The organism is Pantoea sp. B_9 (assembly GCF_008632015.1).
In the GTDB taxonomy this organism is placed as follows: Bacteria; Pseudomonadota; Gammaproteobacteria; order Enterobacterales; family Enterobacteriaceae; genus Pantoea; species Pantoea dispersa.
The window spans coordinates 416,866-437,719 of record NZ_VWVL01000004.1; the positions used below are offsets into that span (position 1 = coordinate 416,866).

Annotated in this window: 18 protein-coding genes; 16 read left to right on the forward strand and 2 right to left on the reverse strand. The window is 58.3% G+C overall.

Features of this window, described 5'->3' with window-relative positions; genetic code table 11:
• Window position 1: 1 nt before the first annotated feature.
• The 15 genes from F3I21_RS15020 (at window position 2) to secA (ending at window position 19,621) form a co-directional block, all read left to right on the forward strand.
• Window positions 2–1,771 (forward strand): peptidoglycan glycosyltransferase FtsI, encoded by a 1,770-nt coding sequence (locus F3I21_RS15020; protein WP_021507566.1) that lies wholly within the window; start codon window positions 2–4, stop codon window positions 1,769–1,771.
• Window positions 1,758–3,245, forward strand: a complete 1,488-nt coding sequence (murE, locus tag F3I21_RS15025) for a UDP-N-acetylmuramoyl-L-alanyl-D-glutamate--2,6-diaminopimelate ligase (RefSeq protein WP_150059248.1) — start codon at window positions 1,758–1,760, stop codon at window positions 3,243–3,245. Before F3I21_RS15020 ends, murE begins: the two co-directional genes overlap by 14 nt.
• Complete coding sequence (murF, locus tag F3I21_RS15030) at window positions 3,242–4,603, forward strand: UDP-N-acetylmuramoyl-tripeptide--D-alanyl-D-alanine ligase (RefSeq protein ID WP_058770623.1); 1,362 nt, start codon at window positions 3,242–3,244, stop codon at window positions 4,601–4,603. The genes murE and murF overlap by 4 nt, the downstream gene beginning before the upstream one ends.
• The gene (mraY, locus tag F3I21_RS15035) at window positions 4,597–5,679 is read left to right on the forward strand and encodes a phospho-N-acetylmuramoyl-pentapeptide-transferase (RefSeq protein ID WP_150059249.1); all 1,083 of its coding nucleotides are present in this window, start codon (window positions 4,597–4,599) and stop codon (window positions 5,677–5,679) included. The genes murF and mraY overlap by 7 nt, the downstream gene beginning before the upstream one ends.
• A 2-nt stretch (window positions 5,680–5,681) precedes the next feature.
• A complete protein-coding gene (murD, locus tag F3I21_RS15040) occupies window positions 5,682–6,998 on the forward strand; it encodes a UDP-N-acetylmuramoyl-L-alanine--D-glutamate ligase (protein ID WP_058770622.1) in 1,317 nt (438 codons plus the stop codon).
• The gene (ftsW, locus tag F3I21_RS15045) at window positions 6,998–8,212 is read left to right on the forward strand and encodes a cell division protein FtsW (protein ID WP_021507561.1); all 1,215 of its coding nucleotides are present in this window, start codon (window positions 6,998–7,000) and stop codon (window positions 8,210–8,212) included. The genes murD and ftsW overlap by 1 nt, the downstream gene beginning before the upstream one ends.
• Window positions 8,209–9,267 carry an undecaprenyldiphospho-muramoylpentapeptide beta-N-acetylglucosaminyltransferase gene (murG, locus tag F3I21_RS15050; protein WP_059010288.1) on the forward strand — a complete coding sequence of 353 codons (1,059 nt, stop codon included), beginning with the start codon at window positions 8,209–8,211 and terminating at the stop codon, window positions 9,265–9,267. The genes ftsW and murG overlap by 4 nt, the downstream gene beginning before the upstream one ends.
• A gap of 70 nt (window positions 9,268–9,337) precedes the next feature.
• Window positions 9,338–10,813 (forward strand): UDP-N-acetylmuramate--L-alanine ligase, encoded by a 1,476-nt coding sequence (murC, locus tag F3I21_RS15055; protein ID WP_031279704.1) that lies wholly within the window; start codon window positions 9,338–9,340, stop codon window positions 10,811–10,813.
• Window positions 10,806–11,726, forward strand: coding sequence for a D-alanine--D-alanine ligase (locus F3I21_RS15060; protein WP_058770620.1), 921 nt, complete (start codon window positions 10,806–10,808; stop codon window positions 11,724–11,726). Before murC ends, F3I21_RS15060 begins: the two co-directional genes overlap by 8 nt.
• Window position 11,727: 1 nt before the next feature.
• On the forward strand, window positions 11,728–12,567 hold the full coding sequence (ftsQ, locus tag F3I21_RS15065; protein ID WP_021507557.1) for a cell division protein FtsQ: 840 nt from the start codon (window positions 11,728–11,730) through the stop codon (window positions 12,565–12,567).
• Complete coding sequence (ftsA, locus tag F3I21_RS15070) at window positions 12,564–13,820, forward strand: cell division protein FtsA (RefSeq protein ID WP_013507861.1); 1,257 nt, start codon at window positions 12,564–12,566, stop codon at window positions 13,818–13,820. The genes ftsQ and ftsA overlap by 4 nt, the downstream gene beginning before the upstream one ends.
• A 71-nt stretch (window positions 13,821–13,891) precedes the next feature.
• On the forward strand, window positions 13,892–15,046 hold the full coding sequence (gene ftsZ / locus F3I21_RS15075; protein ID WP_021507556.1) for a cell division protein FtsZ: 1,155 nt from the start codon (window positions 13,892–13,894) through the stop codon (window positions 15,044–15,046).
• Window positions 15,047–15,147: 101 nt separating this feature from the next.
• Window positions 15,148–16,065, forward strand: coding sequence for a UDP-3-O-acyl-N-acetylglucosamine deacetylase (gene lpxC / locus F3I21_RS15080; RefSeq protein WP_031279703.1), 918 nt, complete (start codon window positions 15,148–15,150; stop codon window positions 16,063–16,065).
• A 272-nt stretch (window positions 16,066–16,337) separates the two neighbouring features.
• Complete coding sequence (gene secM, locus F3I21_RS15085) at window positions 16,338–16,838, forward strand: secA translation cis-regulator SecM (RefSeq protein ID WP_150059250.1); 501 nt, start codon at window positions 16,338–16,340, stop codon at window positions 16,836–16,838.
• A 77-nt stretch (window positions 16,839–16,915) separates the two neighbouring features.
• Window positions 16,916–19,621 (forward strand): preprotein translocase subunit SecA, encoded by a 2,706-nt coding sequence (gene secA, locus F3I21_RS15090; RefSeq protein WP_059010287.1) that lies wholly within the window; start codon window positions 16,916–16,918, stop codon window positions 19,619–19,621.
• 40 nt (window positions 19,622–19,661) lie between these two features.
• Here the strand turns inward: secA and F3I21_RS15095 are convergent, their stop codons facing one another.
• Entirely contained in the window at window positions 19,662–20,048 is a 387-nt protein-coding gene (locus F3I21_RS15095) for a transcriptional regulator (protein WP_021507552.1), read from the reverse strand.
• Between the two features lie 185 nt (window positions 20,049–20,233).
• Here F3I21_RS15095 and mutT point away from each other — a divergent pair, with 185 nt between their 5' ends.
• Entirely contained in the window at window positions 20,234–20,629 is a 396-nt protein-coding gene (gene mutT, locus F3I21_RS15100) for an 8-oxo-dGTP diphosphatase MutT (RefSeq protein WP_150059251.1), read from the forward strand.
• Between the two features lie 26 nt (window positions 20,630–20,655).
• Here the strand turns inward: mutT and yacG are convergent, their stop codons facing one another.
• Window positions 20,656–20,853 (reverse strand): DNA gyrase inhibitor YacG, encoded by a 198-nt coding sequence (yacG, locus tag F3I21_RS15105; RefSeq protein WP_021507551.1) that lies wholly within the window; start codon window positions 20,851–20,853, stop codon window positions 20,656–20,658.
• Between the last annotated feature and the right edge of the window lies 1 nt (window position 20,854).

Below are 20,854 nucleotides of genomic sequence, written 5' to 3' on the forward strand. Positions count from 1 at the left end.
AATGAGCGGCGCAGGCAAAACGCTGAAGTTAAGAAAACAGGAAGATAAGGCCAGCTTTGTAAGCTGGCGTTTTGCGTTGCTGTGCGGCTGTATTCTTCTGGCGCTGGGCGGATTGCTGTCGCGCGTGGCGTGGCTGCAGGTCATCAGCCCGGATAAGCTGGTGAAGGAAGGCGATTTACGTTCGCTGCGCGTGCAGGAAGTGCCTACCGCACGCGGCATGATCAGCGATCGCGCCGGACGCCCGCTGGCGGTAAGCGTGCCGGTTAACGCCATCTGGGCCGATCCCAAAGAGCTGACCGAGCACGGCGGCGTCACCGTTGATAGCCGCTGGAAAGCGCTGTCGGATGCGCTGTCGATCCCGCTGGATCAGCTGGCGGCGCGCGTCAACGCCAATCCAAAAGGGCGCTTTATTTACCTCGCCCGTCAGGTTAACCCGGCGATTGGCGAATACGTGAAAAAGCTCAAGCTGCCCGGTATTTACCTGCGTCAGGAGTCGCGTCGCTACTATCCGGCCGGCCAGGTCACTGCCCACCTGATTGGCTTCACCAACATTGACGGCCAGGGCATTGAAGGCATCGAGAAGAGCTTCGATAAATGGCTGACCGGTGAGCCGGGCGAACGTACCGTGCGCAAAGACCGCTACGGGCGGGTGATTGAGGACATCTCCTCGGTCGATAGCCGCGCCGCGCACAACCTGACGCTGAGCATCGACGAGCGCCTGCAGGCGCTGGTGTATCGCGAACTGAACAATGCCGTTGCCTTCAACAAAGCCGAATCGGGCACTGCGGTGCTGGTGGACGTGAACACCGGCGAAGTGCTGGCGATGGCCAACAGCCCGGCTTACAACCCCAATAATCTCAGCAACACGCCGAAAGACGTCATGCGTAACCGCGCTATTACCGACATCTTCGAGCCCGGTTCCACCGTGAAGCCAATGGTGGTGATGACCGCACTGCAGCGCGGCGTGGTGAAAGAGAACAGCGTCCTGAACACTGTGCCGTATCGCGTCAATGGTCATGAGATCAAAGACGTGGCGCGCTACAACGAATTGACCCTTACCGGGGTTCTGCAGAAGTCGAGTAACGTCGGGGTTTCGCGCCTCGCGTTAGCGATGCCCTCCTCAGCGCTGGTAGAAACTTACGCGCGCTTTGGCCTGGGTAAACCGACCAATTTGGGGCTGGTCGGGGAAAGTAGTGGCTTATACCCTCAAAAACAACGGTGGTCTGACATAGAGAGGGCCACCTTCTCTTTCGGCTATGGGCTAATGGTAACGCCGTTACAGTTAGCGCGAGTCTACGCAACCATTGGCAGCTACGGCATCAACCGCCCGCTGTCGATTACCAAAGTTGACCCGCCGGTGGCGGGCGAGCGCGTTTTCCCGGAAGACCTGGTGAAAACCGTGATGCACATGATGGAAAGCGTGGCGCTGCCGGGTGGCGGTGGCGTTAAAGCCGCCATCAAGGGCTATCGCATCGCGATCAAAACCGGTACCGCGAAAAAAGTCGGGCCGGACGGACGCTACGTCAATAAATACATTGCTTACACCGCGGGCGTTGCGCCTGCCAGTCGCCCGCGTTTTGCGCTGGTGGTGGTGATCAACGATCCCCAGGCCGGTAAATATTATGGTGGTGCGGTTTCTGCACCGGTGTTTGGCGCCATCATGGGCGGTGTCCTGCGCACCATGAACATTGAACCGGATGCGCTGCCAACGGTGGATAAAAACGAGTTGGTGAAGAATAAGAGAAGTGAGGAATCAAGTGACAGATCGTAACCTGCGCGACTTGCTGGCCCCGTGGGTGCCTGGCGCGCCGGCGCGTCCACTCCGTGACATGACACTGGACAGCCGCGCTGCGGCTGCTGGCGATCTGTTTATCGCCGTGGCGGGCCATCATGCTGATGGACGTCGATTTATTCCACAGGCCATCGCCCAGGGTGTGGCGGCGGTCATTGCCGAGGCTGAAGGCGAAGCCAGCGATGGGGATATCCGCGAGATGCACGGCGTCCCGGTTATCTATCTGGCTCAGCTGCCGCAGCGCCTTTCCGCGCTGGCCGGGCGTTTCTACCAGCAGCCGGCTGAAAAATTAAAGCTGATTGGTGTGACCGGCACTAACGGCAAAACCACCACCACGCAGCTGATTGCGCAGTGGGCCAACCTGCTGGGCGAAACCGGTGCGGTGATGGGCACGGTGGGCAATGGCCTGTACGGTCAGCTGGTGCCGAGTGAAAACACCACCGGCTCGGCGGTGGATGTACAGCATATTCTGCACGACCTGGTCGGGCAGGGGGCTACCGTGGCGGCGATGGAAGTCTCTTCGCACGGTCTGGTGCAGCATCGCGTGGCCGCGCTGCCGTTTGCCGCCGCGGTATTTACCAATCTGAGCCGCGATCACCTTGATTATCACGGTGACATGCAGGGCTACGAATCGGCCAAGTGGCTGCTGTTCTCTGAGCATCAGGTAGGCGAGGCCATCATCAACGCCGATGATGAAGTGGGCCGCCGCTGGCTGGAAAAATTACCGGATGCCGTGGCTGTCACGCTGGGCAACAATCTGCAGCCCGGCTGTCGTGGCCGCTGGCTGCAGGCGACGGCGATCGATTATCACGACGGCGGCGCACACGTGCAGTTCAGTTCGAGCTGGGGCAACGGCGAGTTTGACAGCCGCCTGATGGGCGCCTTTAACGTCAGCAATCTGCTGCTGGCACTGGCGACACTGCTGACGCTGGATTATCCGCTCGACACGCTGGTGGCCAGTGCCAGCCAGCTGCAGCCGGTGTGCGGGCGTATGGAAGTGTTCACCGCCGCGCACAAGCCGACGGTAGTGGTGGATTACGCACATACGCCAGACGCGCTGGAAAAAGCGCTGGAAGCGGCCCGGCTGCACTGCAAGGGCCAGCTGTGGTGCGTATTTGGCTGCGGTGGCGACCGTGACAAAGGCAAACGCCCGCTGATGGGCGCGATTGCCGAACAGTTTGCCGATATCGTGGTGATCACCGATGACAATCCGCGTAGCGAAGAGCCGACGGCGATTGTTAACGACATTCTCACCGGCCTGCTCGATCCGGGCCGGGCCCGCGTCATAGCAGGACGAGCGCAGGCGGTCACCCATGCGGTGATGCAGGCCAGCGCCGACGACATCGTGCTGGTGGCCGGTAAAGGCCATGAAGATTATCAAATCATCGGCAACCGCCGCCTTGACTACTCTGACCGCGACACCGTCGCCCGTTTGCTGGGGGGAATGGCATGATTCCGGTTACGCTGAAAACTCTGGCAGAGATTAGCGGTGGGCAACTGCACGGCAGCGATCTCACTATTGCGGATGTCACCACGGATACCCGTAAAGTCACCCCAGGCAGCCTGTTTGTCGCGCTGGTGGGTGAACGTTTTGATGCGCACGATTTTGCCGCCGACGCTATCGCCAGTGGCGCACAGGCGCTGCTGGTGAATCGTCGTTTAGCGGTTGACGTGCCGCAGGTGGTGGTCGCTGACACGCGTATCGCTTTTGGTCAGCTCGGCGCCTGGGTGCGTCAGCAGGCGAAAGCGCGCGTGGTGGGGCTGACCGGCTCCTCCGGTAAAACCTCCGTGAAAGAGATGACCGCGGCGATTCTGCGCCAGTGCGGTGAAACGCTGTATACCGCCGGTAATCTCAACAACGATTACGGCGTGCCGATGACGCTGCTGCGTCTTACCCCGCAACACGCGTATGCCGTGATTGAAATGGGCGCGAATCATCAGGGTGAAATCGCCTACACCACCAATCTGGTGCGTCCGGAAACCGCGCTGGTTAACAATCTGGCGGCGGCGCATCTGGAAGGCTTCGGTTCACTGGCGGGCGTGGCAAAAGCCAAAGGCGAAATCTTTGGCGGCTTACCGGTACACGGCACCGCAATCATCAACGCTGACAGCAACGATCTGCCCAACTGGCAGCCGCAGTTTGCTGATAAAACCCTGTGGCGCTTTTCGCCGCAGCCGATGGCAGACGCGGAGTTCCGCGCCAGCGATATCGTGCTGCGCGCTGACGCCACGCTGTTTACCCTGCACACGCCGCGCGGTGACATCGCCGTCGAGCTGCCGCTGCCGGGTCGGCACAATATCGCTAATGCGCTGGCTGCTGCCGCGCTGGCGCTGTCGGTTGACGCGCCGTTAACCGCTATCCAGTCTGGCCTTAAAACCTTACAGCCCGTTCCTGGGCGCCTGTTCCCGATTCGCCTCGCCGGTAATCAGCTGCTGCTGGATGACAGCTACAACGCTAACGTTGGTTCGATGACCGCCGCTGCGCAGGTGCTGGGCGATATGCCGGGCTTCCGCGTCATGGTGGTCGGCGACATGGGCGAGCTGGGCGACGAAGCCGAAGCCTGTCATCGTCAGGTGGGCGAAGCGGCGAAAGCCGCCGGTATTGATTGTGTGCTGAGCACCGGCAGGTTCAGCCATTTGATTAGTGAAAGCAGCGGCCGGGGCGAACATTTCGCCAGTAAAGCTGAACTGACTGAACGTTTACGCACGCTGCTGTCCCAACATGCGGACATCACTATTTTGGTTAAAGGTTCACGTAGTGCCGCCATGGAGCAGGTAGTACAGAGCTTACAGGAGAAAGGAACATGCTAGTCTGGCTGGCCGAACATCTGGTCGCATTTTATTCCGGCTTTAACGTCTTTTCCTATCTGACGTTTCGCGCCATTGTCAGCCTGCTGACCGCTCTGTTCATCTCTTTATGGATGGGCCCGCGCCTGATCGCCTGGCTGCAGAAACTGCAGATTGGCCAGGTGGTACGTAACGATGGTCCGGAGTCGCACTTCAGCAAGCGCGGCACGCCGACCATGGGCGGCATCATGATTCTGACCTCCATCACGGTTTCGGTGCTGATGTGGGCTTATCCGTCCAATCCTTACGTCTGGTGCGTGCTGGTGGTGCTGGTCGGTTTTGGCGTAATTGGCTTTGTTGATGACTATCGCAAAGTGGTGCGTAAAGACACTAAGGGCCTGATCGCGCGCTGGAAATATTTCTGGATGTCGGTGATTTCGCTTGGTGTGGCGTTCGCGCTGTTCGTTGCCGGTAAAGATACGCCTGCCACACAGCTGGTGGTGCCATTCTTTAAAGATGTTATGCCGCAGCTCGGCCTGTTCTACGTGGTGCTGGCCTACTTTGTGATTGTCGGAACCGGTAATGCGGTCAACCTGACAGACGGTCTGGATGGTTTGGCCATCATGCCAACGGTGTTTGTCGCGGCGGGATTTGCACTGGTGGCCTGGGCGACCGGTAACGTGAAATTCGCTGAGTATCTGCACATCCCGTATCTGCGCCACGCCGGTGAGCTGGTGATTGTCTGTACCGCGATCGTCGGGGCCGGTCTCGGCTTCCTGTGGTTCAACACCTATCCGGCGCAGGTCTTTATGGGCGACGTGGGTTCGCTGGCGCTGGGTGGCGCACTGGGTACGCTGGCTGTACTGCTGCGTCAGGAATTTTTGCTGGTGATCATGGGCGGCGTATTTGTGGTCGAGACGCTGTCGGTGATTCTGCAGGTGGGATCGTTCAAGCTGCGCGGCCAGCGTATTTTCCGCATGGCACCGATTCATCACCACTATGAACTGAAAGGCTGGCCGGAGCCGCGCGTGATCGTGCGCTTCTGGATTATTTCGCTGATGCTGGTGCTGATTGGCCTGGCAACGCTCAAGGTACGTTAATCATGGCTGACTATCGGGGCAGAAAAGTCGTCATCATTGGATTAGGCATTACCGGCCTTTCCTGTGTTGATTTCTTCCTCGCGCAGGGCGTAACGCCCCGCGTGATGGATACCCGTGTGTCACCGCCGGGGCTGGACAAACTGCCAGAGCAGGTGGAGCGCCACGTTGGCGGTATCAACAGCGACTGGCTGCTGGCATGCGATTTGATCATCGCCAGCCCGGGTATCGCGCTGGCGCACCCGGCGCTGAGCGAAGCGGCTGACGCCGGCATTGAAATTGTCGGCGATATCGAACTGTTCTGCCGTGAAGCGCAGGCGCCGATTGTGGCGATCACCGGTTCCAATGGCAAAAGTACCGTCACCACGCTGGTGGGCGAAATGGCGCGCGCCGCGGGCTGGCAGGTGGGCGTAGGCGGCAACATTGGGCTGCCAGCGCTGACGCTGCTCAAATCGCCGGCGCAGCTGTATGTGCTGGAGCTCTCCAGCTTCCAGCTGGAAACCACCCACAGCCTGAAAGCGGCGGCGGCAACCATCCTCAACGTCACTGAGGATCATATGGATCGCTATCCGCTCGGCATGCAGCAGTACCGCGCCGCTAAATTACGCATCTATGAAAACGCGGATATCTGCGTGGTGAATGCCGACGATGGCATGACCATGCCGGTGCGCGGTGCCGATCGCCGCTGCGTCAGCTTTGGTATCGACGTTGGCGATTATCACCTCAACCAGCAGCAGGGCAGTACCTGGCTGCGGGTGAAGGGCGAGAAAGTCCTTAATACCGACGAGATGAAGCTGGTCGGGCAGCACAACTACACCAATGCGCTGGCCGCGCTGGCGCTGGCCGATGCGGTGAATATCCCGCGCGCTTCCAGCCTGAAAGCGTTAACCACCTACAGTGGCCTGCCGCATCGCTTCCAGCTGGTGCACGAAGCGCATGGCGTGCGCTGGATTAATGATTCGAAAGCCACCAACGTGGGCAGCACCGAAGCCGCGCTTAACGGCCTGCAGGTGAAAGGTACGCTGTGGCTGCTGCTGGGTGGCGATGGCAAAGGGGCGGACTTTACGCCGCTGGCGCGCTATCTGCAGGGCGACAACGTGCGGCTGTTCTGCTTTGGACGTGACGGCGACGCGCTGGCCGCGCTGCGTCCGGCAGTGGCGACGCGCACCGACACGCTCGAACAGGCGATGACGCAGATTGCCGCGCAGGTGCAGGCGGGCGACCTGGTGCTGCTGTCACCGGCGTGCGCCAGCCTCGACCAGTTCCGTAATTTTGAACAGCGCGGCGATCGCTTCGCGCAACTGGCGAAGGAGCTGAGCTGATGCGTATTCCCGGAGCCAGTATCGCCAGTTTTATTTCGCTGCGCCTGCGTGATTGGGTGATGGGCGCGCGCGACAACGACGACGCGCCGGTGGTGCTATATGACCGCACGCTGCTGTGGCTGACATTTGGTCTGGCGATTATCGGTTTTGTCATGGTCACCTCGGCGTCGATGCCGGTTGGACAGCGTCTTAACGACGATCCGTTCTACTTTGCCAAGCGTGATGCCTTTTATATCGCACTGGCGCTGGGGATGGCGTTAGTGACGCTGCGCGTACCGATGGATTTCTGGCAGCGCTACAGTAACGCGATGCTGATGGCTTCGGTGGCGATGCTGCTGATCGTACTGGTGGTCGGTAGCTCGGTTAACGGCGCATCGCGCTGGATCGCGCTCGGGCCGCTGCGTATTCAGCCGGCGGAGTTATCCAAGCTGTCGCTGTTCTGCTATCTCGCCAGCTATCTGGTGCGCAAAGTGGAAGAGGTGCGGAACAACTTCTGGGGCTTCTGTAAGCCGATGGGCGTGATGGTGGTGCTGGCGGTGCTGCTGCTGGCCCAGCCGGACCTCGGCACCGTGGTGGTGCTGTTTGTTACCACGCTGGCGATGCTGTTCCTGGCGGGCGCCAAACTGTGGCAGTTCCTGGCGATTATCGGCTCCGGCATTTTCGCCGTGGTGCTGCTGATTATCGCGGAACCTTACCGTATGCGCCGCGTGACCTCCTTCTGGAACCCGTGGGAAGATCCGTTCGGCAGCGGCTACCAGCTGACTCAGTCGCTGATGGCGTTTGGCCGCGGTGAGTTCTGGGGGCAGGGCCTGGGCAACTCGGTGCAGAAACTGGAGTATCTGCCGGAAGCGCATACCGACTTTATCTTCTCAATTATCGGTGAAGAGTTGGGTTATGTCGGTGTGGTTTTGGCGCTGTTGATGGTATTCTTCGTCGCTTTTCGCGCAATGTCGATTGGCCGTCGCGCGCTGGAAATCGACCAGCGTTTTTCCGGCTTCCTCGCCTGTTCCATTGGCGTGTGGTTTAGCTTCCAGGCGCTGGTTAACGTTGGTGCGGCGGCGGGTATGCTGCCGACCAAGGGCCTGACGCTGCCGCTGATCAGTTACGGTGGATCGAGTCTGATCATTATGTCGACCGCCATCGTGTTTTTATTGCGCATAGATTATGAAACGCGTCTGGCAAAAGCCCAGGCGTTTACCCGAGGTGCCCGATGAGTGGTAAACGGCTGATGGTCATGGCAGGGGGTACCGGCGGACATGTGTTCCCCGGACTGGCCGTGGCGCATCATCTGATCGAACAAGGCTGGCAGGTGCGCTGGCTGGGAACCGCAGACCGGATGGAAGCCGATCTGGTGCCAAAGCATGGCATCGATATCGACTTCATCCGCATCAGCGGACTGCGCGGTAAAGGCGTAAAGGCCCTGCTGCTGGCACCGGTGCGCATCTTCAATGCGTGGCGCCAGGCGCGCCGCATCATGAAAAACTGGCAGCCGGATGTGGTGCTGGGCATGGGCGGATATGTTTCCGGTCCGGGCGGCCTTGCGGCGTGGAGTTGCGGCATCCCGGTGGTGCTGCACGAGCAGAACGGTATTGCCGGGCTGACCAATAAGTGGCTGGCGAAAATCGCTACCACAGTGATGCAGGCCTTTCCGGGCGCGTTCCCCACTGCTGAGGTGGTGGGCAACCCGGTGCGTAATGATGTGCTGGCGCTGCCGCTGCCGGCGCAGCGTCTGGCACACCGCAGCGGGCCGATTCGCGTGCTGGTGATTGGCGGTAGTCAGGGCGCGCGCATCCTCAATCAGATCGTGCCGCAGGTCGCCGCCGAACTGGGTGACGCCATCACGTTGTGGCATCAGACCGGCAAAGGCGCACGTGAGACCGTGCAGCAGGCGTATCAGGCCGCTGGCCAGCCGCAGCATAAGGTCACCGAGTTCATCGATGACATGGCGCAAGCCTATGCGTGGGCCGATGTGGTGGTGTGCCGCTCCGGCGCGCTGACCGTCAGTGAAGTGGCGGCGGCGGGTTTACCGGCGATTTTCGTGCCGTTCCAGCACAAAGATCGTCAGCAGTACTGGAATGCGCTGCCGCTGGAAAAAGCCGGCGCGGCCAAAATTTTCGAGCAGCCGCAGTTTACTGCTGCGGCCGTCGCAGACACGCTGCGCCACTGGGATCGCGCCACGCTGCTGGCGATGGCGGAAAAAGCCCGCCAGGTCGCGATTCCTGATGCGACCGAGCGGGTGGCACAAGAGGTTGCGCGCGTCGCGAAGTAAGTTAACCGGTCAGTTTGACTGGCCCGCATCTGAATGCAGGTGCAAACGGGAAAACAGGTAACAGAGACAGATGAATACACAACAATTGGCAAAACTGCGTTCTATTGTGCCCGAGATGCGTCGCGTCCGGCACATCCACTTTGTCGGCATCGGCGGTGCCGGCATGGGCGGTATTGCCGAGGTGTTGGCGAACGAAGGCTATCACATTAGCGGCTCCGATCTGGCGCCCAATCCGGTTACGCAGCATCTGGCCTCGCTGGGCGCGACCATTTACTTCAACCATCGCCCGGAAAATGTTACCGACGCCAGCGTCGTCGTGGTTTCCACCGCCGTGGCGCAGGACAACCCGGAGCTGGTGGCGGCGCGTGAGCAGCGTATCCCGGTGATCCGCCGGGCGGAGATGCTGGCTGAGCTGATGCGTTTCCGTCACGGCATCGCGATTGCCGGCACGCACGGTAAAACCACCACCACTGCGATGGTGACCAGTATTTATGCGGAAGGCGGTCTCGATCCGACGTTCGTCAATGGCGGTCTGGTTAAAGCGGCGGGTACGCACGCGCGCCTCGGCAGCAGCCGTTATCTGATTGCGGAAGCGGACGAAAGCGACGCGTCTTTCCTGCATCTGCAACCGATGGTGGCGATTGTCACTAACATCGAAGCGGATCACATGGATACCTATCAGGGCGATTTTGAGAACCTGAAGCAGACGTTTATTAACTTCCTGCACAACCTGCCGTTTTACGGGCGCGCGGTGATGTGCGTGGACGATGTGGTGATTCGCGATCTGATTCCGCGCGTGGGCCGTCAGGTCACCACCTATGGTTTCAGCGACGATGCGGATGTGCGGGTCGAAAACTACGAACAGCGCGGCGCGCAGGGCCACTTCACCCTGATTCGTCAGGACAAACCGGTGCTGCACGTGACGCTGAATGCGCCGGGTCGCCATAACGCGCTGAACGCCGCGGCAGCCGTGGCGGTTGCCAGCGAAGAGGGCATTGACGACAACGCTATTCTGGCGGCGCTGGAGAGTTTCCAGGGCACCGGTCGACGTTTCGATGTGCTGGGCGAGTTTGACACCGCAGCCGTTAACGGTAAGCCAGGCAGCGCGATGCTGGTCGACGATTATGGCCATCATCCGACCGAAGTGGATGTCACCATCAAAGCGGCGCGCGCCGGCTGGCCAGAGAAAAAGCTGGTGATGGTGTTTCAGCCGCATCGCTATACGCGCACCCGCGACCTGTTCGATGACTTCGCCAATGTGCTGTCGCAGGTGGATGTGTTACTGATGCTGGATGTCTACCCGGCGGGCGAAGCCGCTATTCCGGGCGCGGACAGTCGTTCACTGTGCCGTGCCATCCGCAATCGCGGCAAGGTCGATCCGATTCTGGTCTCCGAGCACGAAGCGCTGCCGGATGCGCTGGCACCGCTGCTGTCCGGCGACGATCTGGTGATTGTGCAGGGCGCCGGCAACATCGGCAAAATTGCCCGCAAGCTGGCTGAGATTCAGCTGCAGCCGGCTCTGAACACGGAGGCGCGCCATGGCTGAGAAAGTCGCGGTATTGATGGGCGGTACCTCCGCCGAGCGCGAGGTGTCACTGATGTCCGGCAGCGCGGTGCTGGCAGGACTGCGCGAGATGGGCATTGATGCGCACGGTGTCGACACCCGTGACGTCTCAGTGCTGGACCTCCGGCAGCAGGGCTTTGCCAAAGCGTTTATCGCGCTGCACGGTCGCGGTGGCGAAGATGGCACGCTGCAGGCGCTGCTGGAGTTTCTGCAACTGCCCTACACCGGCAGCGGCGTCATGGCGTCGGCCATCACCATGGATAAACTGCGCAGCAAACTGCTGTGGCAGGGCAGGGGATTGCCGGCGGGCAAATTTGTCTGGCTGACGCGCCAGCAGTATGAGCAGGGGCTGGATGCTGCAGCGCAGGCGTCGATTGACGCGCTCGGACTGCCGCTGTTTGTGAAGCCAAGCTGTGAAGGTTCCAGCGTCGGCATCAGCCGCGTGAATCAGGCGGAAGCGCTGCCAGCCGCGCTGCAGGAGGCGTTTCGCCATGATGATGACGTGCTGGTGGAAGCTTTTCTCAGCGGTGCCGAATACACCGTGGGCATCGTCGGCGACGAAATTCTGCCGTCAATCAGAATTCAGACCGCCAGCGAGTTCTATGACTATGAAGCAAAATACATTTCTGACGATACTCAATACTTCTGCCCGAGCGGCCTGAGTGCGGAGAAAGAGGCGGAACTGCAGACATTAGTGCTGGCCGCGTGGCGCGCGTTAGGCTGCAGCGGCTGGGGACGGGTTGATGTGATGGTCGACGGTGACGGCAATTTCCAGCTGCTGGAAGTGAACACCTCGCCAGGCATGACCAGCCACAGCCTGGTGCCGATGGCGGCAAAGCAGGCGGGATACAGCTTCCCGCAACTGGTGGCGCGCATTCTGGAGCTGGCTGACTGATATGTCTCAGGCGGCACTGCGCGTAAGAAATCGCGAACCTCAGGAGCGTGCGCGCTCCGGACGGAGCAACGGAGCACGGCTGTTTGGCATCGTGTTCCTGCTGCTGGTGATGGGCATCATGGTGGCTGGCGGCCTGGTGGTGCTGAAGTGGATGAACGATGCGTCGCGACTGCCGCTGTCGAAGCTGGTGGTGACGGGCGAAACCCACTACACCACGCACGATGATATTCGTCAGGCGATTTTATCGCTCGGCGCGCCGGGAACGTTCATGTCGCAGAACGTGGACATTATCCAGCAGCAGATCGAGCGGTTACCGTGGATTAAACAGGTTAGCGTGCGCAAGCAGTGGCCTGATGAGCTGAAGATAAACCTGGTGGAGTACGTCCCGGTGGCACGCTGGAATGACTCGCACATGGTGGACGCCGATGGCGTCTCCTTCAGCGTCCCGGCCAGCCACATCGGCAAAGAGACGTTGCCGATGCTGTATGGTCCGGAAGGCAGTGAGAAAGAGGTATTGGCCGGCTATCACACCATGAGTGATGTGCTGCGGGCCAGTAAGTTTACCCTGAAGGTCGCGTCGATGACGGCGCGGCGCTCGTGGCAGCTGGTGACCAGCGACGATGTGCGCATCGAACTGGGGCGCAGCGATACCATGAAGCGTCTGAACCGTTTTATTGAGCTCTATCCGGAGTTGCAGCAGCAGGGCCAGAGTCAGAACCAGCGTATCAGCTATGTTGATCTACGCTATGACTCCGGCGCCGCAGTAGGCTGGGCACCGGCACCGATTGAGCCACAGGACAGTAATCAGCAACAAAACCAGGCACAGGCTAAACCACAATGATCAAGGCAACGGACAGAAAACTGGTAGTAGGACTTGAAATCGGCACTGCGAAGGTCGCCGCCCTGGTTGGGGAAATTCTGCCCGATGGTATGGTCAACATTATTGGCGTCGGCAGCTGCCCGTCCCGCGGTATGGACAAAGGCGGCGTGAACGATCTGGAGTCGGTGGTGAAGTGCGTTCAGCGCGCCATCGACCAGGCGGAATTGATGGCAGACTGCCAGATTTCGTCGGTATACCTTGCTTTATCGGGCAAACATATTAGTTGTCAGAACGAAATCGGGATGGTTCCGATTTCCGAAGAGGAAGTCACTCAGGATGATGTGGAAAACGTGGTGCATACGGCGAAATCCGTTCGCGTGCGCGACGAACATCGTATTCTGCATGTGATTCCACAGGAATACGCCATCGATTATCAGGAAGGCATCAAAAATCCGGTTGGCCTTTCCGGCGTGCGTATGCAGGCCAAGGTGCATCTCATCACCTGCCACAACGATATGGCAAAAAATATCGTGAAAGCCGTTGAACGTTGTGGCCTGAAAGTTGACCAACTGATTTTTGCCGGACTGGCATCCAGTTTTTCGGTGCTGACCGAAGATGAACGTGAGCTGGGAGTCTGTGTTGTTGACATCGGTGGCGGTACAATGGATATCGCGGTGTACACCGGCGGCGCGCTGCGTCATACCAAAGTGATTCCCTATGCCGGGAACGTGGTGACCAGTGATATCGCCTATGCCTTTGGCACACCGCCAACCGACGCCGAAGCGATTAAAGTGCGTCATGGTTGTGCGCTGGGTTCGATTGTCGGCAAAGACGAAAACGTCGAGGTGCCGAGCGTGGGTGGACGTCCACCGCGCAGCCTGCAGCGCCAGACGCTGGCAGAAGTGATTGAGCCGCGTTACACCGAACTGCTGAATCTGGTGAACGACGAGATTCTGCAACTGCAGGAGCAACTGCGCCAGCAGGGCGTGAAGCACCATCTGGCAGCCGGTATTGTGCTGACCGGCGGTGCGGCGCAGATTGAAGGTCTGGCGGCCTGTGCACAGCGGGTGTTCCACACTCAGGTGCGCATCGGTCAGCCGCTTAACATCACCGGCCTGACGGATTATGCGCAGGAGCCGTACTACTCGACGGCGGTTGGCCTGCTGCATTACGGCAAAGAGTCACACATGAACGGTGATGCAGAAACGGAAAAACGTGCTTCAGTGGGCAATTGGTTTAAACGCATCAACAGCTGGCTGAAGAAAGAGTTTTAATTTTTTGAAAAAGGAGATCATCAGGCAATGTTTATGATCTCCAGGCGACAGGCACATAACGGAGAGAAATCATGTTTGAACCTATGGAATTAACCAATGACGCGGTGATTAAAGTCATCGGCGTCGGCGGTGGCGGTGGCAACGCCGTAGAGCACATGGTACGCGAGCGTATCGAAGGTGTGGAATTCTTCGCTGTGAATACCGACGCGCAGGCGTTGCGTAAAACGGCGGTCGGCCAGACGATTCAGATCGGGACCAATATCACCAAAGGTCTCGGTGCGGGTGCTAACCCGGAAGTCGGCCGTACCTCGGCGGAAGAGGATCGCGAAGCACTGCGTTCTGCGCTGGAAGGGGCAGACATGGTGTTTATCGCCGCGGGCATGGGTGGCGGTACCGGTACCGGTGCAGCTCCTGTGGTGGCTGAAGTAGCCAAAGATTTAGGTATCCTGACGGTTGCGGTGGTGACGAAGCCCTTCAACTTCGAAGGGAAAAAACGCATGGCGTTTGCTGAGCAGGGTATCGCAGAGCTGTCTAAGCATGTTGATTCACTGATCACCATTCCTAACGACAAGCTGCTGAAAGTGCTGGGCCGTGGTATCTCTCTGCTGGATGCCTTCGGTGCGGCTAACGACGTGCTGAAAGGTGCGGTGCAGGGTATCGCAGAACTGATTACCCGTCCGGGTCTGATGAACGTCGACTTCGCCGACGTGCGTACCGTGATGTCAGAAATGGGTTACGCGATGATGGGTTCTGGCGTTGCCTGTGGTGAAGACCGTGCTGAAGAAGCTGCCGAAATGGCGATCTCCAGCCCGCTGCTGGAAGATATCGATCTGTCGGGTGCGCGCGGCGTGCTGGTCAACATCACGGCGGGCTTCGACCTGCGCCTGGATGAGTTCGAAACCGTGGGTAACACCATCCGCGCCTTCGCCTCGGACAACGCGACCGTGGTTATCGGTACTTCACTGGATCCAGAGATGAACGACGAGCTGCGCGTCACCGTGGTGGCGACCGGTATCGGCATGGACAAGCGTCCGGAAATCACTCTGGTGACTAACAAGCCTGCGACTCAGCCGGTCATGGATCATCGCTACCAGCAGCACGGCATGGCGCCGCTGCCGCAGGAGCAGAAACCGGCCGCGAAAGTGGTGAATGACCAGCCAGCGTCATCCAGCAAAGAGCCTGACTATCTTGATATTCCAGCCTTCCTGCGTAAACAGGCAGACTAAGAATATCCTGAGAATTGGGATTCTCCGCTCTTTGTGCTAAAGTGTTCGCCCGCCGGTAATTTATACTGGCGGTCGGATGGGTAATATTGCGAGATAATGCGATGATCAAACAAAGGACATTAAAACGTATTGTTCAGGCGACTGGCGTCGGTTTGCATACCGGCAAAAAAGTCACGCTGACTTTACGCCCTGCGTCGGCTAATACCGGGGTCATCTATCGTCGCACTGACTTGAATCCACCGGTTGATTTCCCGGCTGATGCAAAATACGTGCGCGACACCATGCTGAGTACCTGCCTGGTGAATGATGAAGGCGTGCGTATTTCGACGGTTGAACACCTGAATGCTGCATTGGCAGGTCTGGGTATCGACAACATTATTGTTGAAGTCGATGCGCCAGAAATTCCGATCATGGATGGCAGTGCCGCGCCTTTTGTTTATTTGCTGATGGATGCCGGTGTCGAAGAGCTGAACAGTGCGAAGAAATTCGTGCGCGTGAAGCAAACGGTACGGGTAGAAGATGGCGATAAGTGGGCCGAGATTAAACCGTACAACGGTTTTTCACTCGACTTCACCATCGACTTCAAACATCCGGCGATCGACTCAAGCTCGCAGCGTTACCAGCTCAATTTCTCGGCTGAATCCTTTGTGCGTCAGATTAGCCGTGCGCGCACCTTCGGCTTTATGCGTGAAATCGAATATCTGCAGTCTAAAGGCCTGTGCCTGGGCGGTAGTTTAGATTGTGCGATTGGCCTCGATGACTTCCGCGTATTGAATGAAGATGGCCTGCGCTTTGAAGATGAGTTCGTGCGTCACAAAATGCTGGACGCCATCGGCGACCTGTTCATGTGTGGTCATAACGTGATTGGCGCATTCTCTGCGTTCAAGTCCGGCCATGCGCTGAACAACAAGCTGTTGCAGGCGGTACTGGCGAAGCAGGAAGCCTGGGAATGGGCGACCTTCGAAGACGAAGCTGAACTGCCACTGGCCTTCAAAGCGCCAAATTTAGTGCTGGCGTAATAAGTCAGCCATCAAACGGCGGGCTTCCCTGACACCCTCTCCGGTCAGTGGAACCCGCCGTTTTTTATTGCCCGTCGCTGGCGCTGTAATCCCGCTCGCAAAACCCTGTTGTCAGTGATCAAACCCTGCGCAAAAAAACGTGAAATCCGCCGTAAGCCCTTTAATCCCTGATGTCGAAGCCCCACATAAGTGCTATTATCTGGCGCTCATGTAAGCAGGGTACGTAACGTAACTCTGGCTTAGCGCTTAATGACTGGCATGATGGACGAAAGGTGATCGGGATTTTCTCACGCTGGCGACAACTCGGCAGACGCTATTTCTGGCCTCATCTCCTGTTGGGAATGGTGGCGGCCAGTCTCGGCCTGCCTGCCTGTGCACAAAGCGCAGAGCCCACCAGCAGCGATTCGCCGGTCAGCAGCCTGTTTACCGGCAAGGTGGTGCGGTTTGATCACCTGATTCGAATGCAGGAAAGCGCGCGTCGCCCCAGTTTCAACGTTGACTACTGGCATCAGCACGCCATCCGCACCGTCATTCGCCATCTCTCATTCAGCATGACGCCGCCCGCAACAGCGGAAGCGGAGCATGCATTGCCGCTGGCGGCGCAAAAGCTGGCGCTGATTGACTCGCTGCAGGCGCTGCTGACTTCACCCGCGCAACCTTTAGCCGCGATGGCACCGCCGTCGCGAGCGCATCATGTTTTGCCCAACGTTCACTCTTCTGCTGACTGGCAGGCTGCTATTCATGGCATCCGCGCCGGACCTTTCATTGCTTAACGCTAACGTTATTTTCCTTTTTCTGTTTTTTGCCTTTGCAGCCCGTATTGTCACGGCTGAATTGAGATAAATTTATTATGTTAATCAAATTGTTAACGAAAGTTTTTGGTAGCAGCAATGATCGTACTCTGCGCCGCATGCGTAAAGTGGTCGATGTCATCAACAAGATGGAGCCGGAGTTCGTCAAACTGTCTGACGACGAACTGAAAGCGAAAACCGATCAATTCCGCGAGCGCCTGAAAAAAGGTGAAACGCTGGAGAGCCTGATTCCCGAAGCCTTCGCCACCGTGCGTGAAGCCAGTAAGCGCGTGTTTGGCATGCGCCACTTTGACGTGCAGCTGATCGGCGGCATGGTGCTCAACGAACGCTGCATCGCGGAGATGCGCACCGGTGAGGGTAAAACCCTGACTGCGACGCTGCCGGCTTACCTGAACGCGCTGAGCGGCAAGGGCGTGCACGTTGTGACCGTCAACGACTATCTGGCGCAGCGTGACGCCGAAAACAACCGTCCGCTGTTTGAGTTCCTTGGTCTGACAGTCGGTATCAACCTGCCGGGCATGCCGGCGGTGGCCAAGCGCGCTGCCTATGCAGCCGATATCACCTACGGCACCAACAACGAATACGGCTTCGATTATCTGCGCGATAACATGGCCTTCAGTCCGGAAGAGCGCGTACAGCGTAAACTGCACTATGCGCTGGTGGATGAGGTGGACTCGATCCTAATCGATGAAGCGCGTACCCCGCTGATTATCTCGGGTCCGGCCGAAGACAGCTCCGATCTCTACATCAAGGTCAACAAAATCATTCCACACCTGGTGCGCCAGGAAAAAGAAGACTCGGATAACTTCCAGGGCGAAGGTGACTTCTGGGTGGATGAAAAAGCCCGTCAGGCGCACATGACCGAACGCGGTCTGGTGAAAGTGGAAGAGCTGCTGGTCAGCCAGGGCATTATGGATGAGGGCGAATCACTCTACTCGCCGACCAACATCATGCTGATGCACCACGTGACGGCAGCACTGCGCGCCCATGCGCTGTTCACCCGCGACGTTGACTACATCGTGAAGGACGGCGAGGTGATCATCGTTGATGAACACACCGGTCGTACCATGCAGGGACGTCGCTGGTCTGATGGCCTGCACCAGGCGGTCGAAGCCAAAGAAGGTGTGGAGATCCAGAATGAAAACCAGACGCTGGCTTCCATCACCTTCCAGAACTACTTCCGTATCTACGAGAAACTGGCCGGTATGACCGGTACCGCTGATACTGAAGCGTTTGAATTCAGCTCCATCTACAAGCTCGATACCATCGTGGTACCGACCAACCGTCCGATGGTGCGTAAAGATATGGCCGATCTGGTCTACATGACCGAGAAAGAGAAGATCGATGCCATTATCGAAGATATTCGTACCTGTACGGCTAACGGTCAGCCGGTACTGGTGGGCACCATCTCGATTGAAAAATCGGAAGTGGTATCCCAGGAGCTGACGCGCGCGGGTATCAAGCACAGCGTACTGAACGCCAAGTTCCACGCCAGCGAAGCGGATATCGTGGCGCAGGCAGGTCAGCCAGCCGCGGTAACCATCGCGACCAACATGGCCGGTCGTGGTACGGACATCATGCTCGGCGGTAGCTGGCAGGCGGAAGTAGCCGCGCTGGAAAACCCGACGGAAGAGCAGATTGAAGCCATCAAGGCGGCGTGGAAACTGCGCCATGATGCGGTGCTGGCGGCAGGCGGTTTGCATATTATCGGTACCGAACGCCACGAATCACGCCGTATCGATAACCAGCTGCGCGGCCGTGCGGGTCGTCAGGGTGACGCCGGTTCTTCGCGCTTCTATCTGTCGATGGAAGATGCGCTGATGCGTATCTTTGCCTCCGATCGTGTGTCCAACATGATGCGTAAGCTGGGTATGAAGCCGGGCGAAGCGATTGAGCATCCGTGGGTAACCAAAGCGATTGCTAATGCGCAGCGCAAAGTGGAAAGCCGCAACTTCGATATCCGTAAACAGCTGCTGGAATACGATGACGTCGCTAACGATCAGCGCCGCGCCATTTACAGCCAGCGTAACGAACTGCTGGATGTCTCTGACGTTTCGGACACCATCAACAGCATCCGTGAAGATGTGTTCAAAGCCACTATCGACACTTACATTCCGCCGCAGTCGCTGGAAGAGATGTGGGACGTCCCGGGGCTGGAAGAGCGTCTGCGCAATGATTTCGATCTGGATCTGCCGATTGCCGAGTGGCTGGATAAAGAGCCGGATCTGCATGAAGAGACGCTGCGTGAGCGCATCATGAGCCGCGCCAGCGAAAACTATGCGGCGAAAGAAGAAGTGGTCGGCGCAGAAATGATGCGCAACTTTGAAAAAGGCGTGATGCTGCAAACGCTCGACTCGCTGTGGAAAGAGCATCTGGCGGCGATGGACTATCTGCGCCAGGGTATCCATCTGCGTGGCTATGCGCAGAAGGATCCGAAGCAGGAGTACAAACGTGAATCTTTCGCCATGTTTGCCGCGATGCTGGAGTCGCTGAAGTACGAAGTGATCAGCACCCTGAGCAAAGTGCAGGTGCGGATGCCGGAAGAAGTGGAAGCGATGGAGCAGCAGCGTCGTGAAGAAGCAGAGCGTCTGGCACAGCAGCAGCAGCTCAGCCACGTCGATGACGACACCGCAGCGGCCGCTGCACTGGCGGCACAGGGCGGTGAGCGGAAAGTGGGACGTAACGATCCGTGCCCATGCGGCTCAGGTAAAAAATACAAACAGTGTCACGGTCGTCTGGCCTGATAACAAAAAGGAGCCCGCGGGCTCCTTTTTCTTTGGCTGATTAGCGGGTAATCGCCATCAGCTTCTCCTCATTCAGCCGCACGCCATGGTAGGGCAGCGTAACCAGCAGCCCATCCGGCAAACCATAGCGTTTCAACAGCGCCCGGCTCTGAAACAGCAGCTGGTGATAGTTGTTGTCGCTGATCCCCGGATAGCTCTCATTCCATACCGTGGCTATGATCTGCCGTTTCGAGGTGATGCGCAGCAGCAGGCAGGAGAAGAAGCGCTTCTGTGCTTCATTAAGCGGGATGGTCTTCTGTTCTGGCCACCAGGTTAAGGTGTTTTGCGCGCTGTCGAGCGTCAGGATGTCGTGGAAAACCAAATGGCGTAAGGTATTCATCTGTTTCTGTGCGTCTTGCGCCAGAAACGTTGTTAGTTTGCGTTCCATGTGTAGTCGGCCTGGCTAGAGTAAAGTGGCTGCGAGTATTCCCAACATGGCGCCGTGCGATCATTACGACCTGTCTTAATAACTGGAATCTGTGCGACAGGATCGCGGTGAAGCCGACAGCAGTTAACATCGTCCGGCGTCTGCTTTAAAATCAGCGCTCACTCACTACAAGCGGAATCCAGCTTATGAAACACCTGCAGGTTGCGGTGGGCATCATTCGCAATGCCAGTCGTCAGATCTTTCTTGCCCAGCGCGCAGCAAGCTCGCACATGGCCAATAAATGGGAGTTCCCGGGCGGAAAAATTGAACAGCACGAAAGCGCAGAACAGGCGTTAAAACGTGAGCTGATGGAAGAAACCGGTATTGAAGTGACGGCGGCGAGAGCGATTGGTCAGGCCGATCACAGTTACGATGACCTGCGTGTTACGCTGCATTTCTTCCTGGTGGAGGGCTGGCAGGGTGAGCCGTGGGGACGCGAAGGTCAGCCGCAGCGTTGGGTCGAGCAGCGTGATTTAGTGGCCGATGAATTTCCACCGGCCAACCACGCCCTGATTGCCCGCTTAGTGGCGGGCGAGATTTAAACTCAGGGGCCGCGAGCCCCTGCCGATCACGACTGCTCTTCACTCCAGTCGTCACTCTCCGTCATGTCTCCGCTGCTGGGAATGCGTTTCTCCTCAGCGGCCCACTCGCCCAGATCGATCAACTGACAGCGTTTGCTGCAAAACGGGCGCCACGGGCTGAGTTCATCCCACATCACGGCTTTACCGCAGTTGGGGCAAGGTACGGTAATCATCTCTTCCTGCATA

Coding starts and splice junctions, on each gene's coding strand:
- F3I21_RS15020 (WP_021507566.1), top strand. CDS start 2: ATGAGCGGCGCAGGCAAAACGCTGAAGTTAAGAAAACAGGAAGATAAG.
- murF (WP_058770623.1), top strand. CDS start 3,242: ATGATTCCGGTTACGCTGAAAACTCTGGCAGAGATTAGCGGTGGGCAA.
- mraY (WP_150059249.1), top strand. CDS start 4,597: ATGCTAGTCTGGCTGGCCGAACATCTGGTCGCATTTTATTCCGGCTTT.
- murD (WP_058770622.1), top strand. CDS start 5,682: ATGGCTGACTATCGGGGCAGAAAAGTCGTCATCATTGGATTAGGCATT.
- ftsW (WP_021507561.1), top strand. CDS start 6,998: ATGCGTATTCCCGGAGCCAGTATCGCCAGTTTTATTTCGCTGCGCCTG.
- murG (WP_059010288.1), top strand. CDS start 8,209: ATGAGTGGTAAACGGCTGATGGTCATGGCAGGGGGTACCGGCGGACAT.
- murC (WP_031279704.1), top strand. CDS start 9,338: ATGAATACACAACAATTGGCAAAACTGCGTTCTATTGTGCCCGAGATG.
- F3I21_RS15060 (WP_058770620.1), top strand. CDS start 10,806: ATGGCTGAGAAAGTCGCGGTATTGATGGGCGGTACCTCCGCCGAGCGC.
- ftsQ (WP_021507557.1), top strand. CDS start 11,728: ATGTCTCAGGCGGCACTGCGCGTAAGAAATCGCGAACCTCAGGAGCGT.
- ftsA (WP_013507861.1), top strand. CDS start 12,564: ATGATCAAGGCAACGGACAGAAAACTGGTAGTAGGACTTGAAATCGGC.
- ftsZ (WP_021507556.1), top strand. CDS start 13,892: ATGTTTGAACCTATGGAATTAACCAATGACGCGGTGATTAAAGTCATC.
- lpxC (WP_031279703.1), top strand. CDS start 15,148: ATGATCAAACAAAGGACATTAAAACGTATTGTTCAGGCGACTGGCGTC.
- secA (WP_059010287.1), top strand. CDS start 16,916: ATGTTAATCAAATTGTTAACGAAAGTTTTTGGTAGCAGCAATGATCGT.
- F3I21_RS15095 (WP_021507552.1), bottom strand. CDS start 20,048: ATGGAACGCAAACTAACAACGTTTCTGGCGCAAGACGCACAGAAACAG.
- mutT (WP_150059251.1), top strand. CDS start 20,234: ATGAAACACCTGCAGGTTGCGGTGGGCATCATTCGCAATGCCAGTCGT.
- yacG (WP_021507551.1), bottom strand. CDS start 20,853: ATGCAGGAAGAGATGATTACCGTACCTTGCCCCAACTGCGGTAAAGCC.